Annotated in this window: 11 protein-coding genes; 8 read left to right on the top strand and 3 right to left on the bottom strand. The window is 29.1% G+C overall.

Annotated features, from left to right (window positions below; translation table 11 throughout):
* Positions 1-213: 213 nt before the first annotated feature.
* The 4 genes from ACQRC6_RS03445 (at position 214) to ACQRC6_RS03430 (ending at position 5483) form a co-directional block, all read left to right on the top strand.
* A complete protein-coding gene (locus tag ACQRC6_RS03445) occupies positions 214-696 on the top strand; it encodes a CarD family transcriptional regulator (protein ID WP_427847753.1) in 483 nt (160 codons plus the stop codon).
* 33 nt (positions 697-729) lie between these two features.
* Positions 730-1821, top strand: a complete 1092-nt coding sequence (locus ACQRC6_RS03440; protein WP_427847752.1) for a PIN/TRAM domain-containing protein — start codon at positions 730-732, stop codon at positions 1819-1821.
* Positions 1822-1990: 169 nt separating this feature from the next.
* A complete protein-coding gene (locus tag ACQRC6_RS03435) occupies positions 1991-3061 on the top strand; it encodes a pyridoxal-phosphate-dependent aminotransferase family protein (protein ID WP_427847751.1) in 1071 nt (356 codons plus the stop codon).
* Positions 3062-3212: 151 nt separating this feature from the next.
* On the top strand, positions 3213-5483 hold the full coding sequence (locus ACQRC6_RS03430) for a stalk domain-containing protein (protein WP_427847750.1): 2271 nt from the start codon (positions 3213-3215) through the stop codon (positions 5481-5483).
* 200 nt (positions 5484-5683) lie between these two features.
* Here ACQRC6_RS03430 and murC read toward each other — a convergent pair whose 3' ends face one another.
* Positions 5684-7066 (bottom strand): UDP-N-acetylmuramate--L-alanine ligase, encoded by a 1383-nt coding sequence (murC, locus tag ACQRC6_RS03425; RefSeq protein ID WP_427847749.1) that lies wholly within the window; start codon positions 7064-7066, stop codon positions 5684-5686.
* Positions 7067-7226: 160 nt separating this feature from the next.
* On the opposite strand from murC, the gene spoVG reads away from it, so the two are divergent.
* On the top strand, positions 7227-7532 hold the full coding sequence (spoVG, locus tag ACQRC6_RS03420; RefSeq protein ID WP_293559299.1) for a septation regulator SpoVG: 306 nt from the start codon (positions 7227-7229) through the stop codon (positions 7530-7532).
* Positions 7533-7605: 73 nt separating this feature from the next.
* Here spoVG and alr read toward each other — a convergent pair whose 3' ends face one another.
* Positions 7606-8763 carry an alanine racemase gene (gene alr / locus ACQRC6_RS03415; RefSeq protein ID WP_427847748.1) on the bottom strand — a complete coding sequence of 386 codons (1158 nt, stop codon included), beginning with the start codon at positions 8761-8763 and terminating at the stop codon, positions 7606-7608.
* 102 nt (positions 8764-8865) lie between these two features.
* Entirely contained in the window at positions 8866-10185 is a 1320-nt protein-coding gene (locus ACQRC6_RS03410; RefSeq protein WP_427847747.1) for a uracil-xanthine permease family protein, read from the bottom strand.
* An 88-nt stretch (positions 10186-10273) separates the two neighbouring features.
* Between ACQRC6_RS03410 and crcB the strand changes: the two genes are divergently transcribed.
* The 3 genes from crcB to ACQRC6_RS03395 all read left to right on the top strand — a co-directional run bounded on the left by crcB (position 10274) and on the right by ACQRC6_RS03395 (position 13462).
* Positions 10274-10636 carry a fluoride efflux transporter CrcB gene (gene crcB / locus ACQRC6_RS03405; protein WP_293559239.1) on the top strand — a complete coding sequence of 121 codons (363 nt, stop codon included), beginning with the start codon at positions 10274-10276 and terminating at the stop codon, positions 10634-10636.
* 85 nt (positions 10637-10721) lie between these two features.
* Entirely contained in the window at positions 10722-11420 is a 699-nt protein-coding gene (locus tag ACQRC6_RS03400; protein ID WP_427847746.1) for a response regulator transcription factor, read from the top strand.
* Positions 11420-13462, top strand: a complete 2043-nt coding sequence (locus ACQRC6_RS03395) for a histidine kinase dimerization/phospho-acceptor domain-containing protein (RefSeq protein ID WP_427847745.1) — start codon at positions 11420-11422, stop codon at positions 13460-13462. The genes ACQRC6_RS03400 and ACQRC6_RS03395 overlap by 1 nt, the downstream gene beginning before the upstream one ends.
* The last annotated feature ends 83 nt before the right edge of the window (positions 13463-13545 follow it).

The raw sequence follows: 13545 nt of genomic DNA, 5'->3' as shown, positions 1-13545 counted from the left end.
AACTTTTATGAGTTAGAGGGTTTTAAATTAAAAAAATTTCACAAAAAAGGTTATTAATTTTCACAATAAAGCCTTATACTTAAGTTCATAATTAAATAAAATGAAAATTGATAAAAAATCTTTGCATAAAACAATAATCTATGATATAGTAAAGAATTTTACTTTTTTAAAAATCTTTGTTATACTAATAATATGGATAATAGGAGGTAAAATATGTTTAATATCGGCGATAAAATTGTATATCCTATGCACGGGGCAGGTGAAATTGTAGCAATAGAAGAAAGGGAAATTCTAGGTAATGTTCACAACTATTACATAATGAAATTACCGATTAATAATTTAAAAGTTATGGTGCCTGTAAAAAACGCTGAAGAAGTTGGAGTTAGAAAAATTTCTGATGTAAAAACTATGGAAAAAGTTTTAGAAACACTTTCTTCAAGTGAAGAAATATCTATGCCAAAGAACTGGAATAGAAGGTATAGATTTAATTTAGATAAAATAAAATCAGGTGATTTAACAGAAATTGCCGATGTAGTAAAATGTCTTGAAAATTTAGATAAACAAAAATCTCTCTCAACAGGAGAGAGGAAAATATTGACAGAAGCAAGACAGATCATCGTTTCAGAGATGGCTCTTGTTTTTGATAAAAAGGTAGAAGAAATCACAAAACTTATTGATGACGCCATATTTGGTTAAGGAGGGATTTTTATTAGCAAGAACCGAAAAATTGTGTCCAAAATTTTTAAAGTGCTATTTACATTGATAGGAGCACTTGTGGGTATTTTTATCGTTTCTCTTATTTCAGACATGAAATTTGTAAAAGATATTGAAAGTCAAAAAGTTATGACAGTAATTTTTACCGTTATTGTAATTTTATTTGCACTTATATTTTTTATACTTTCACCAAAGGTATTCAAAACTTTGGAGGAACTTTTGGCTTTTTGGGAAAGACAAATTCAGACAAAATCTTTTACAGAGATAATACTCGGTGCTGTTGGTCTTATTCTTGGACTAATAATAGCATTTTTAATTTCGCAACCTATTTATAAAATTCCCATACCCTATGTGGGTTCAGTAATTTCTATTTTACTTTATGGGATGCTTGGTTATTTAGGTCTTAATATTGGAATGTCAAATAAGGACACTATTTCAGAAAAGATAAGAGATTTAACTTCTATAGCTGCGAAGAAAACATTTAAGCCAAAGGAAAACATTAAAGCTCGAGAAGGCATTCCAAAAGTGTTAGATACTTCAGTGATAATTGATGGAAGAATACTTGATATTGCAAAAATTGGTTTTATCGAAGGACCTCTTGTAGTACCAGTATTTGTATTAGAAGAACTTCAACATATTGCAGATTCAGCAGATGCACTAAAAAGAAATCGTGGAAGAAGAGGACTTGACACCGTTGCAGAAATTCAAGAATTAAAAAATGTTGAAGTAATAATCTACAATGGAAAAATTGAAGAAATTCCTGAAGTGGATTCAAAACTTTTAAAGCTTGCAACTGACTTAGGCGGTAAAATTGTTACAAATGATTTCAATTTAAATAAAGTTGCAAAAGTTCAAAATTTAGAAGTGTTAAATATTAATGAGCTTGCAAATGCGGTTAAACCACTTTATCTTCCAGGAGAAGAAATGAAAATTTTGATTGTCAAGGAAGGCAAGGAACAAAATCAAGGTCTAGGATATTTAGACGATGGAACAATGATAGTTGTTGAAAATGGAAAGGACCTCATTGGAGAAAGTGTAAATGTAATAGTTACAAGTGCACTTCAAACTTCAGCAGGAAAAATGATTTTTGCAAAATTAAAATATTAAATTTAGAACTCTGTCTATGGCAGAGTTTTTATTTGATAATTGAATATATTGTTCTTTAAAATATCATAAAATGGGTAAATAAAATAGGAAAAAGTAGGTCGGCAAAGAATTTTATTTGAATATAAAAATCTTTTATAATATCATCATAGAATAGTTAGGGGGAATAAAGATGAAATTATTTTTACCCGGTCCTGTGTCTGTTCGCAGCGAAGTTTTAAAGCAATTTGAAAAACCTGTAATAGGACATAGAACTAAGGAAGCATCAGAAATTCAGAAATCAATTATAATAAATATGCAAAAAGTTTTTGGAACTAAGGAATATATTTTAGTTTCAACATCATCAGGAACTGGACTTATGGAAGGTGCAATTAGATCTTGCACAAGGAAGAGAGCATTAATTTGTGCATTAGGTTCCTTTGGAGAACTTTGGCAAAGATTGGGCCTTGAAAATGGAATTGAAACAGATATTTTAAGAGCTGAACCAGGAGAGGCTACTGATCCAAATAAATTAGAAGAAGCTTTAAAGAAAAAGGATTATGATTTTGTTGGCATCACACATAATGAAACTTCTTCTGGTATTTTAAATAATCTTGAAGAACTAAAACCTATTATAGAAAAATATAGTGAAATTATTTGGGCAATTGACACCGTTAGTTCTGCTGGTGGCACTCCAATTGAACAAGATAAATACGGAATTGACATTTCAATTACATCTTCGCAAAAGTGTTTAGGTCTTGTACCTGGACTAAGTTTTGCATCTTTTTCGACAAAGGCAGTAGAAAAGGCAAAGACAATTGAGAATAGAGGACATTATTTTGATTTATTGCTTCTATATAATTATTCAAAAGAAAATAACTTCCAATATCCTTCAACTCCTGCGATTTCAAATATGGTTGCCGCAGAATACCAACTTAATTATATAGTTAATGAAGAGGGTCTTGAAAATAGATTTAATAGACATTTAATAATGTCAAATTATTTTAAGGATTGGGCAAATAAAAATTTTGAAGTTTTTGGAGATAAAAAGTATTTATCGCCAACAATAACTTGTGTTAAGAATACAAAAAATTTAAATTTTGAAAAATTAAATAATGAGTTGCTAAAAAGAGAAATTGTAATTTCTAATGGCTATGGTCCAATGGCAAATAAAACTTTTAGAGTTGGACATATGGGTGATACAACTTTAGAAGATATGAAAGAACTTACAAAAGCATTTGACGAAATATTAAAAAACAACTAAACCATTTAAAAGTATCTTGCATCTTTGCAAGATATTTTTTTGCAAAATTTTTAAAATTAGTTTTACAATTAAGTTTTTGTTACAAATTCAAAAATTCTTTGAGAAAATTAATATATTCCTTTATACTTTTTATGTAAGAGAGGTTGATAAAATGAATAAAAAAAGAATTAGTTTAATAATGGCTGTATTTTTAATGACTATTACTATTAATGTTTTTGCAGCAAATAAATTATTATTCAATGAGCCTATTGCTCCAGGAGTTGTGAGATATAAGTATGAAGTTACTGGAGACAAAAAGAATGCCGTGGTAAATGTTGTTACAGTTGATTTAAATAATCCACACATAAAAATCAACACTGTGGCAGGAGGCGGTACTTATACAAATAAGGCAACTGTCTCACAAATGGCTGATAGAACTAATGCTGTTGCTCTTGTAAATGGAGATTTCTTTACAATGCAGCTTCAAGGTGTGCCACTAGGGGCATCTATAATTGATGGTGATATAAAATCATCTCCGGCAGTTTTAACTGACATATGGTCCTTTGGAATTGATGAAAATAATACTGCCTTTATTGACAGCACAAAATTTATAGGGAGTGTAACAGCCCCCAATGGCAAATCTTATCCAATTGATGGATTAAATAAGACATACTATTGGTATCAACCATCAAAGGAATATTCTCACGAATCAAAAATTCAAATGTATAATTCTTTTTGGTCTTCTAAATCAAGAGGAGATAGCACTGCAGGAGAAGTTCTTCTTTCAGGAGATAATGTCGTGGAACAAATTGTATATAGAAAAAACATCGATATGAAAATTCCTGATGGAAAGAAAATTTTACAAATAAGCGGGGCATCAGAAAAATTTGTACGTGATAATATTAAAGTGGGAGACAAATTAGAAATTAAGACTAATATTGAGCCAAATAGAAATTGGAAGATGATGATTGGTGGTCATGCACTTCTTGTTGAAAATGGTGCAATTAAAAAATATACTAAGGACGTAACTTCAATTGGCGGTGTTAGAGCGAGAACTGCCGTAGGAATAAGTCAGGATGGGAAAACTGTTTATATTGTATCAGCAGAGGGTAAGACTAAAAGATCTTCAGGTATGTCTTTAAATGACTTGTCGCAATTTATGTTAGATCTTGGAGCTTTTAAGGCAATGAATTTAGACGGCGGCGGTTCAACTGCAATGGCTGTTAGAAATTTAGGAGACTTAAATAGAACTAGAGTTACAAATCCAGAAAAAAATGCTGGAGAGAGAAAGGTAGTAAATGGACTTGGAGTTTTCAATACAACTACAAATACAAATATTATTTCGGATGTAAAGTTTGAAAGTGGTTTAGATACAATTGTTGGCGAAACGCTTAATTTAAAATTAAAATCAGCATGGGATGAATTTTTAAATCCTATTGACATAAAAGATAGAACTTATACAATTGCAGATAATTCCAATGGAGCAAATATTTTAAATGGATTGTCATATCTTTCCATGAATCCAGGAAAGTTTAACTTAATTGTTACAACTAATAAAGGTGAAAAAATAAATAAAGAAATTAATGTAGCTGATAAGTCTGCTTACACAAAATTTAATATTAATGCAAAAAATAAAATTATAAAAAGAGGAATGAATCTAAGTCTTGACGCAAATGGAGAATATAATGGTAGGAAAGTAAAAGTTTCTCCAAGAGTTATAAATTACTCCTTTGAGGATATGAAGGCAAGTGTTGATCCAAATAATTTTAATATTAATATTTTAGATTATGGTAGAAATCCAAAGATAATCGCAAAACTTGGCGACAAAACTTCCACACTTTCACTATATGATGAAAATACAAAGTTAATAAAGATGAAAGTAAATGATGTAAATTATAGTATTAATGGTGAAGCAAAAAAAATGGACGCAAAACCATTTATACAGAATGACAGAACCTTAGTCCCACTAAGATTTATTGTTGAAGCTATTGGCGGAGAAGTAAATTGGGATAATGATAATAGAATTGTAATTGTTAATAGCAAGGGAAAAAATTTTGAACTTAAAATTGATTCAAAGACTATAAAAATTAATGGAGAGGACGTAAACATTGATCAAGCAGCAATAATTAAAGGCGACAGGACTTATGTGCCAATTAGATTTATTGCAGAGAACTTGGATATGGTTGTAAATTATATTAATGAAACTCGCGAAATTGAAATATCTTCTTTTGAAGATAAAAATTCGCTAAACAGTGAAATGACAAAAGACGTTAATTCAAATAATGCAGTTAACAATTCGCAAAACAAAGAAAACAATTCAAAAAATAATTTAAATGCAAAAAATAAAATTACAAATAAAAATAATTCTGCGAATACAAAAAATGATAAGCTCAATAATGAGTCAGAAAAAAATTCTAAAAATACTGTAAATTTATTTAACTAGATGAATTTACAAAAATAGGTCTTATAGATGTAGATTTTAAAAATCTATTTCTATAGGATCTTTTTTATAGATGATTAAAAAATAGTAGATAAAATATTTTACGATCTTTACTATGTCTGCCAAATAGATTGAATTTAATTTGATGATATTTCAATAAAAAAGGAACTCAAAGGAGTTCCAATAAATCGTTAATACTAAATTTATTTTTCTAAAATCATTTCGCCAATTTTATATACATCGCCAGCACCCATAGTTACAACAACATCACCCTTTTTGATATTTTCTTTAATGAATTTTACTATGTCTTCAAATCCAGAAATATAAAAGGCATTGTCTCGGTGTTCGGAAATGGCATCTCTTAAAGTTTTTGAGTGAATATCACCATAATCTTTTTCACGTGCTGCATAAATATCTGTAATTATAATTACATCTGACTCGTCAAAGGAGTTGGCAAAGGCATCTAACAAAAGTTTTGTTCTTGTGTAAGTGTGAGGTTGAAAAATTGTGTATAATTTTCCCTTGCAAGCATTTTTAATTGCGTGAATTGATGATTTTATTTCCGTTGGATGATGAGCATAATCGTCCATAACTTTTGTTCCTTTGTAGTAGCCCTTTTCTTCAAGTCTTCTTTCTACACCTTTATAATTTTTAAGCCCGATAATTGCATTTTCAAGTGGAATATTGTTTACATAGGTTGCAGCAATTGCGGCAAGAGAGTTTAATACATTGTGCTTTCCAAGGACTGAAAGCTCAATATGATTTACCTTTTTACCATTTAAATACAAATCATAAATTGGGAAGCCATTTTCGTTAAACTCAATATTTTTTGCCATTAAATCTGCATTATTATTTATTCCAAAAGTAAAGACTTTACAGTTATCAATTGGGAAGAGAGAATTAACATTTTCGTCATCAATATTTAAAATTACATAATTATCTTTATGAAGATTATCAACATAGCCTTTAAAAGTTTTAATTATATGGTCAATATTGTCAAAATAGTCTAAATGATCTTCATCAATATTTAAAACAATTTCTGTAGTAGGAAAATATTTTAAAATATTTGCCTTGTATTCACAAGCCTCTGTCAAAAATAATTTTTCGTCGCCAATTTTAATATTGCCATCAATATCTTTTAATTGACCACCAAGCATAATTGTTGGATTAATTTCTAGGTCTTTTATAATTTCTGTTATCATGGAAGTTGTAGTTGTCTTGCCATGAGTTCCTGATACAGCAATGGAATAATCGTAATTTTTCATTATAGCACCTAAAAATGTAGCTCTATCAACTAGGTCTATTTTTTCTTTTACAGCTGCTATATATTCTTCGTTGTCAAAGGAAATCGCATCAGTAAAAATTACAAGGTCCATATTATAAATATGTTCCTTTTTGTGCTCGTAATATATTGTAGCGCCATTTTTTTCTAATTTTTCTGTATTTATAGAGGGACTTCTGTCGCTTCCATAGACATTATAGCCTTTATAAAGCATGAGCTCTGCAAGTGCAGACATACTTATTCCACCAATTCCTATAAAAAATATATTTTTATAATTACTATTATCTATATTAATTTCAAACAATTTACTTCCTCCAGTTCTTTTTCATTATATCACAAAAATTTTACAAAGAAAAAATAATAAACATTAAAATTAAATAGATTAAAGGAAAAATTTTAATTAAAGCGTTTATTATGTATCTTATTTGTGCTATAATATCATAAAGAAAGAGAGGGATACTTGTATGAACATAACTGATGTAAGACTTCGCAAATTACCAACAGAAGGAAAGCTTAAAGCAATAGTATCTGTAACCTTTGATAACGAATTTGTGCTTCATGATATAAAAATAATAGAAGGAAATGAATCTTTATTTTTAGCAATGCCAAGCAGAAGACTTTCTAATGGAGAGTACAGAGACATTGCTCATCCAATTAATGCCGAAGCAAGAAAAGAATTAGAAGATGTTATTTTTAAAGAATATTATGCTGTAAAAGAAAAATTAGATTCAGAAGAAGCAGAAAAACAAGAAGAAAAAACTGAAGAATAATATAAGAGAGTCTTAGGACTCTCTTTTTATATGCTAAAGAATAGAAAGTTTAACAACCTTTGTACTTATATTTTTAATCCATTTGAGAAACATGGACAAGTTCACCATGTCTGTAATAATATTTTGGCAATCTCCTATTAAGATGTGTGATAAAAGATGTTTCGCAGTCGCCAGAAAATTTACATATATCTCTTACTTTAATTTCTTCATCACCTTGTTTGCCAATTAAAACAACTTCATCACCAATTTTGCAATCAACACCTGTTGCATCTATCATCATTTGATCCATACATATTAAGCCAATTTGTTTACACCTTTTTCCATTTATTAATACTTCTAATTTTTCAGATAAAATTCGAGGAAAGGCATCTGCATATCCAATGGGAAGAGTAACGACTTTTGTATCTTTAGTGCATTTATAAAATCTTTCATAGCCAACAGTTTCGCCGCATTTTACCTTTCTTATAGAAGATATTTCTGCTTTTATTGAAAGTATTTCTTTTAAATTAAACTCCTCTGGAAGTTTTTTGCTGTCAGTATAACCATATTGAATAATACCTGGTCTTACCATATCTAGATCGTATTCTCTGTGATATAAAACAGAAGAAGAATTTGCAATATGTCTATATTTGAAATTATAGCCCTTATCTTCAATTTCTCTTATAAAATTTTTAAAGGAGTTAAACTGCTTTTTTGTAAATTCAGGGTCTGATTCACAAGCTGCAAAGTGTGAAAAAATTCCTTCTACATAAATATTTTTAAGTTGGAAAATTTTTATGACTTCGTCTAAAGAATTTTTATTAGGTATAAAGCCAATCCTAGACATTCCACTATCTACGGCAATATGAATTTTTGCAATTTTATGAATTTGTTTTGCAATAGCATCAAGATTAGTGGCATCGTCAAGTGAATAAAGATTAAGCGTAATATCATTTTTAATTGCATGTTCATAAAGATGCGGTGGAGTGTAGCCAAGAATTAATATATCCGAATTGGGAAATTCTTTCCTAAAAGTCAAAGCTTCTCCTAGAGTTGCCACAGCATAAAATTTTATTCCAAGTTCCATGGATATGTAAGAAAGGGGAACAGCTCCAAGTCTATAAGCATCGCTTTTTACTACACTCATAACTTCAGTATTTTCGCCTACGAGATTTTTAATTTCCTTAATATTATTTTCAAAATTATCTAAGTTTATTTCAATCCAAGCCGGTCTTGTCAAAAAGTCCTTCATTTTATTATCCTTTCAAAACGAGAATTTCTTTTAATATTATAGCATAGTAAGAGGCTTTATAAAAATATTTGTACAAAAAAACTGCCACAAGGGCAGTTTCTCTTAATAATCTTTTTCAACTAGCAAAATATTTAATATTACAGCTACAATAGTTCCACCTGATATACCAGATGAAAAAAGTGCTGAGATTAAACTTGGAAGTTTTGAAACAATGTCAGGTCTCATTGTAATACCAATTCCAACGCCAATTCCTCCGGCAATAATCATAATATTTTTTGTGGAAAATTTTGCCTTGCTAAGTGCTTGCATACCTGAAGCTAAAATTGTACCGAACATAAGAATTCCTGCACCTCCAAGAATAGGTGAAGGCATAATTGAAACTAAAGTGGCAAATTTAGGACAAAAGCTCATTATTATTAATATAAAAGATGAAAAAAGTGCAACTTTTTTTGACGCACATTTTGTAAGTGGGATTAGTCCAACATTTTGACTGAAAGTTTGTGCTGCACCTGAACCAAATACTGGAGATAACATAGAACCAATAGCATCAGCTCTAACTCCACTAGAGATATCTGTATCAGATAGTTCAACTTCACAAACAGTACCAAGAGTTTTCATAACTCCAACAGTTTCTATTATAGTTACAAGATAACCAGCGATAAAGGGAACGACAAATCTCAAATCAAATTTAACTCCAAAAGGAAATAACTCTGGAATTTTTATCCAAGGTGCAGCTGCAACTTGTGAAAAATCTACAAGACCCAATGGAATACAAATAATATAAGAAATTATCATTGCAATAAATACTGATGCGGTAGTCGCAAAACCTCTTCCGTAATGATTTATAAAAATTATGAGTAGAAAAGTAAAGACGGCAATTCCAATAAAAAGCGGATCTCCATAATTTTCTGCACCATATCCTCCGCCAACCCAATCAAAGGCAACGGGCATCATAGTTATTCCAATTAGCGTAATAACAGTTCCAGTAACTACTTCTGGGAAAAATTTTAAAAGTGGTTTAATAAAAAAGCTGAGTATTAATTCTAAAAGTGCACCTAAAATCGTTGCACCAAAGTAACCTGCAAGTCCACCACCCATAGTGTTAATGACAGCATTGGCAGGTGGTACAAAGCCAAAGTCAGTTCCCATAATTGTTGGAAGACCTATACCGACCTTTGCATTGCCTTTAAAAATCCCCTTAGTTTGTATAAAAGAACAAATACCAGATGCAAGTAGTGCAGCAGAAATAAGTATAGAAGTTTCTGCTACATTAGTACCAGCTATGGCTGCAATACTTAGTGGTACAGCGATAATTCCACTAAAAGCAGTCAAAATATTTTGAAATCCAAGCAGTGAGGATTTAAAAAAACTTGGTTTATCATCAACTTCATATTCTAGTTTCATTCCAATGTATTTCTTCACAATAAACTCCTTTTTTAATATAATTATAACAAAAATGATTTTAGCATATAAGTTTTTGACATACAATAAGTATTAGAAAGGAGTAAATATGTATTTATATGTAGCATTAGGCGGAGCATTGGGGTCTTCCTTAAGATATTTTTTATCTAATAATATAAAAAGTGGTGTGGATTTCCCATTTTCAACTTTTATAATAAATGTAATAGGATCTTTTTTGATTGCATTAATTGCCTTTTACGCAGAAAAAAATAAATTAGATTCAAGACTAGTTATATTTATGAAAGTTGGATTTTGTGGAGGATTCACGACTTTTTCTACTTTTGCCTTTGATATATTTAATTTAGAAAATAATGGAAATTTTTTGAATTCAATTTTTTACGCTGCTCTTAGCATAGTTTTTTCTCTTGTTGCAATACATTTTGCAAGGCTTTTAATACTAGGAAGATTTTAATTAGTATTATTTAATAAATTTGTAAGATTTTGTAAGAATATTTGTAATTATTATTTGCTATTATAATTAAACAAGGAGGGATGTAATGGATAGATACAATATTTTAATTGCTGAGGACGACAAGGAAATTGCAAGGTCCATTGGAATTTATCTTAAAAATGAAAATTTTAATATTTTTTATGCATATGATGGTCTTGAAGCTATAAAAATTTTTAGAAATGAAAAAATTGATCTAATAATAATGGATTTAATGATGCCAAATTTATCTGGCGAAGAAGCTATTATTAAGCTAAGGGAAATCTCTGTAGTCCCAATAATTATTTTATCTGCAAAATCAGAGGACACTGACAAAATTTTTGGACTTAATATTGGAGCTGACGATTATATTCAAAAGCCCTTCAATCCAATGGAGCTTATCGCTCGTGTGAAGAGTAATCTTAGAAGATTTTATGCCTATGATTTGAAAAACGATAGAAATTTTATTGAAATAGGAAGCATAAAATTAGATTTAGCACAGAAGATTGCCTATGTAGAGGATAAACCAGTAACGCTAACTTCTATTGAGTTTAAAATTTTGGAACTTCTAATGAAAAATCCAAATATAGTTTTTTCAATTGAAGAAATTTATGAAAGCGTGTGGAATGAACCTGCAATTGAAGCAAAAACTGTAACTGTTCACATTAGGAGAATTAGAGAAAAAATCGAAGTAAATCCAAAGAAGCCAATGTACCTAAAGGTGCAGTGGGGACTTGGATACAAATTTGAAGATTTGAGGCGAAAATAATGAAAAAAAATTCTTACAAACTTAGCTATTATGCTTTAATAATTTTTGCGATATCACTGATTTCTATGTTATTAAGTATGTTTTTATTTTCTATGGGTTCAGATTCCGATTATAGAAAGATAATGACAAAAAATAGAGTCTCTGATACAATAATGCAATCTCTTAACAATTATGATAATAGTTATAAATTTTTTAACTACGCAGTTAAATCATATAAGTTGAAATACTTTAACACAAATGGAGAAGTAATTACAGATCCAAATATTATTGAAGTTCAAAGGAAAAAGGACGATCTTAAGGAAAAGGGACTTGATCCAAAAAAGTATTTAGAAGACTGGATGATAAATCAACCCGAAATAAAATCTGAATATAAAACTTTTTATTTGACTAATGAGTATGAAAAAAATGAATTCGATCCTCTTGAAATTGAATTAGGAGATAATGACTTTTTAATAACGGGATCTGCTTCTAATAACAATGTAAAAATTGATAAAGTTATTAAAAGTAAAAGACTAGAAGAAAGTAATTATAATTTTTTAGATAAGTTTTTTGTAAAACAAATAAATGAAAATATGACAAATATAAATGGACTGTATAATATTAAAAATTTAAAGTTTGCTTATTATGGTTCATTAGATGATGAGGTCATTAATGAAATTGAAAGAGATGTATTTAGAGATCAAGTTCAATTTCAAATTGGAATTAGCATTTTAATTGCAACTATTTTAACTATAATATTTTCAGTTTTCATGAACATGGAAAAGGTTGATGAGAATGAAAATTTGAGAAAAATTTTCAAACTACCTATTGAAATTGTTTTAATTCTCTTTGGAATTCTTTTGGTATGCGGTTTAGCGATTTCTGGTTTAGTACAAGTTTACTATAATTTATATGTTTTTTATTTCTTATATTTGATAGGACTTTTAATTATTTCACTTACAATAAATTATTTTCTAATTTTAATAAAAAGTATATTTAACAAGAATACAGAAAACTATCTTGTCAAAAATTCTTTGATTTACAGAATTTTTACTAGTGCACTTTCACAATTTTCTGAAAATGAAAATATAAGAAAGACTAAGATAAGATTTACAACAGTCTACTTCGGGATATATTTGATCCTTCTAATTTTTGCAAGTCTGTTTTCTTCTTTAGTTGGAGGAACAATAATTCCAATGATATTATTTGGAGTTTTCATTTACATTATTCTTCTTAAAAATATTAATGAAGTTATTAGAATAAATAGGGAGTCAAGTGAAATAGTAAAGGGAAATTATAATCGTGAAATTTCAAAAAATGATGGACTCTATGATGGAATAGTTGATAATTTCAACAATATCAGCACAAATTTAGATAAGGCAATAGAAGAAGCGGTTAAGTCTGAAAGATTAAAGACAGAATTAATTACAAATGTAAGTCACGATTTAAAAACACCACTAACTTCTATAATAAATTATTCAGATTTGCTTTCAAAAGAGGATAATTCAGCAGATGAAATTAAGGAGTATTCAAAAATAATAAATGAAAAGTCAAATAAGTTAAAAGTTTTAATAGAAGATTTATTTGAAGTTTCAAAGGCAACATCAAACAATATTGAGTTAGACAAACAAGAACTTGACTTCAATTCACTTGTGGCACAATCCATTGGTGAATGGGAAGATAAGATTGCTGAAAAAAATATAGAGATAATTTCAAATCTTCCAGAAGAAAAAGTAATGATTGAAATTGACGGACAAAAATTTTCAAGGGTTTTAGATAACTTATTTTCAAATATTTCAAAATACGCCTTGGAGAACTCAAGAGTATATGTAGATCTCTTTAACAATGATGGTATTAAACTAACTATTAAAAATATTTCTAAATATCCTCTAAATATTTCAGCTGAGGATCTAATGGAAAGATTTACTCGTGGTGAAAAATCAAGGACAACTTCAGGCTCAGGTCTTGGACTATCAATAGCTTCATCCTTTGTGAAAGCTCATGGTGCAACTTTTGAAATAGAAATTGATGGAGATTTATTTAAGGTTACCATAGAATTTTAAAATAAAAATTTTAAAAGATATTAATAAATATGCTTAAAAGGATTTTAAATATAAGTGCAGAAGAAAGTTCGGGGGAAAATTAT

This window comes from Peptoniphilus sp. SGI.035 (assembly GCF_050315115.1).
Taxonomy (GTDB): Bacteria; Bacillota; Clostridia; order Tissierellales; family Peptoniphilaceae; genus Peptoniphilus_A.
This window is presented reverse-complemented; position numbering and strand designations above follow the sequence as displayed.

What these genes read in the sequence shown, in the direction of transcription:
- ACQRC6_RS03445 (WP_427847753.1), top strand. Translation starts at nt 214, where the DNA reads ATGTTTAATATCGGCGATAAAATTGTATATCCTATGCACGGGGCAGGT.
- ACQRC6_RS03435 (WP_427847751.1), top strand. Translation starts at nt 1,991, where the DNA reads ATGAAATTATTTTTACCCGGTCCTGTGTCTGTTCGCAGCGAAGTTTTA.
- ACQRC6_RS03430 (WP_427847750.1), top strand. Translation starts at nt 3,213, where the DNA reads ATGAATAAAAAAAGAATTAGTTTAATAATGGCTGTATTTTTAATGACT.
- spoVG (WP_293559299.1), top strand. Translation starts at nt 7,227, where the DNA reads ATGAACATAACTGATGTAAGACTTCGCAAATTACCAACAGAAGGAAAG.
- alr (WP_427847748.1), bottom strand. Translation starts at nt 8,763, where the DNA reads ATGAAGGACTTTTTGACAAGACCGGCTTGGATTGAAATAAACTTAGAT.
- crcB (WP_293559239.1), top strand. Translation starts at nt 10,274, where the DNA reads ATGTATTTATATGTAGCATTAGGCGGAGCATTGGGGTCTTCCTTAAGA.
- ACQRC6_RS03400 (WP_427847746.1), top strand. Translation starts at nt 10,722, where the DNA reads ATGGATAGATACAATATTTTAATTGCTGAGGACGACAAGGAAATTGCA.
- ACQRC6_RS03395 (WP_427847745.1), top strand. Translation starts at nt 11,420, where the DNA reads ATGAAAAAAAATTCTTACAAACTTAGCTATTATGCTTTAATAATTTTT.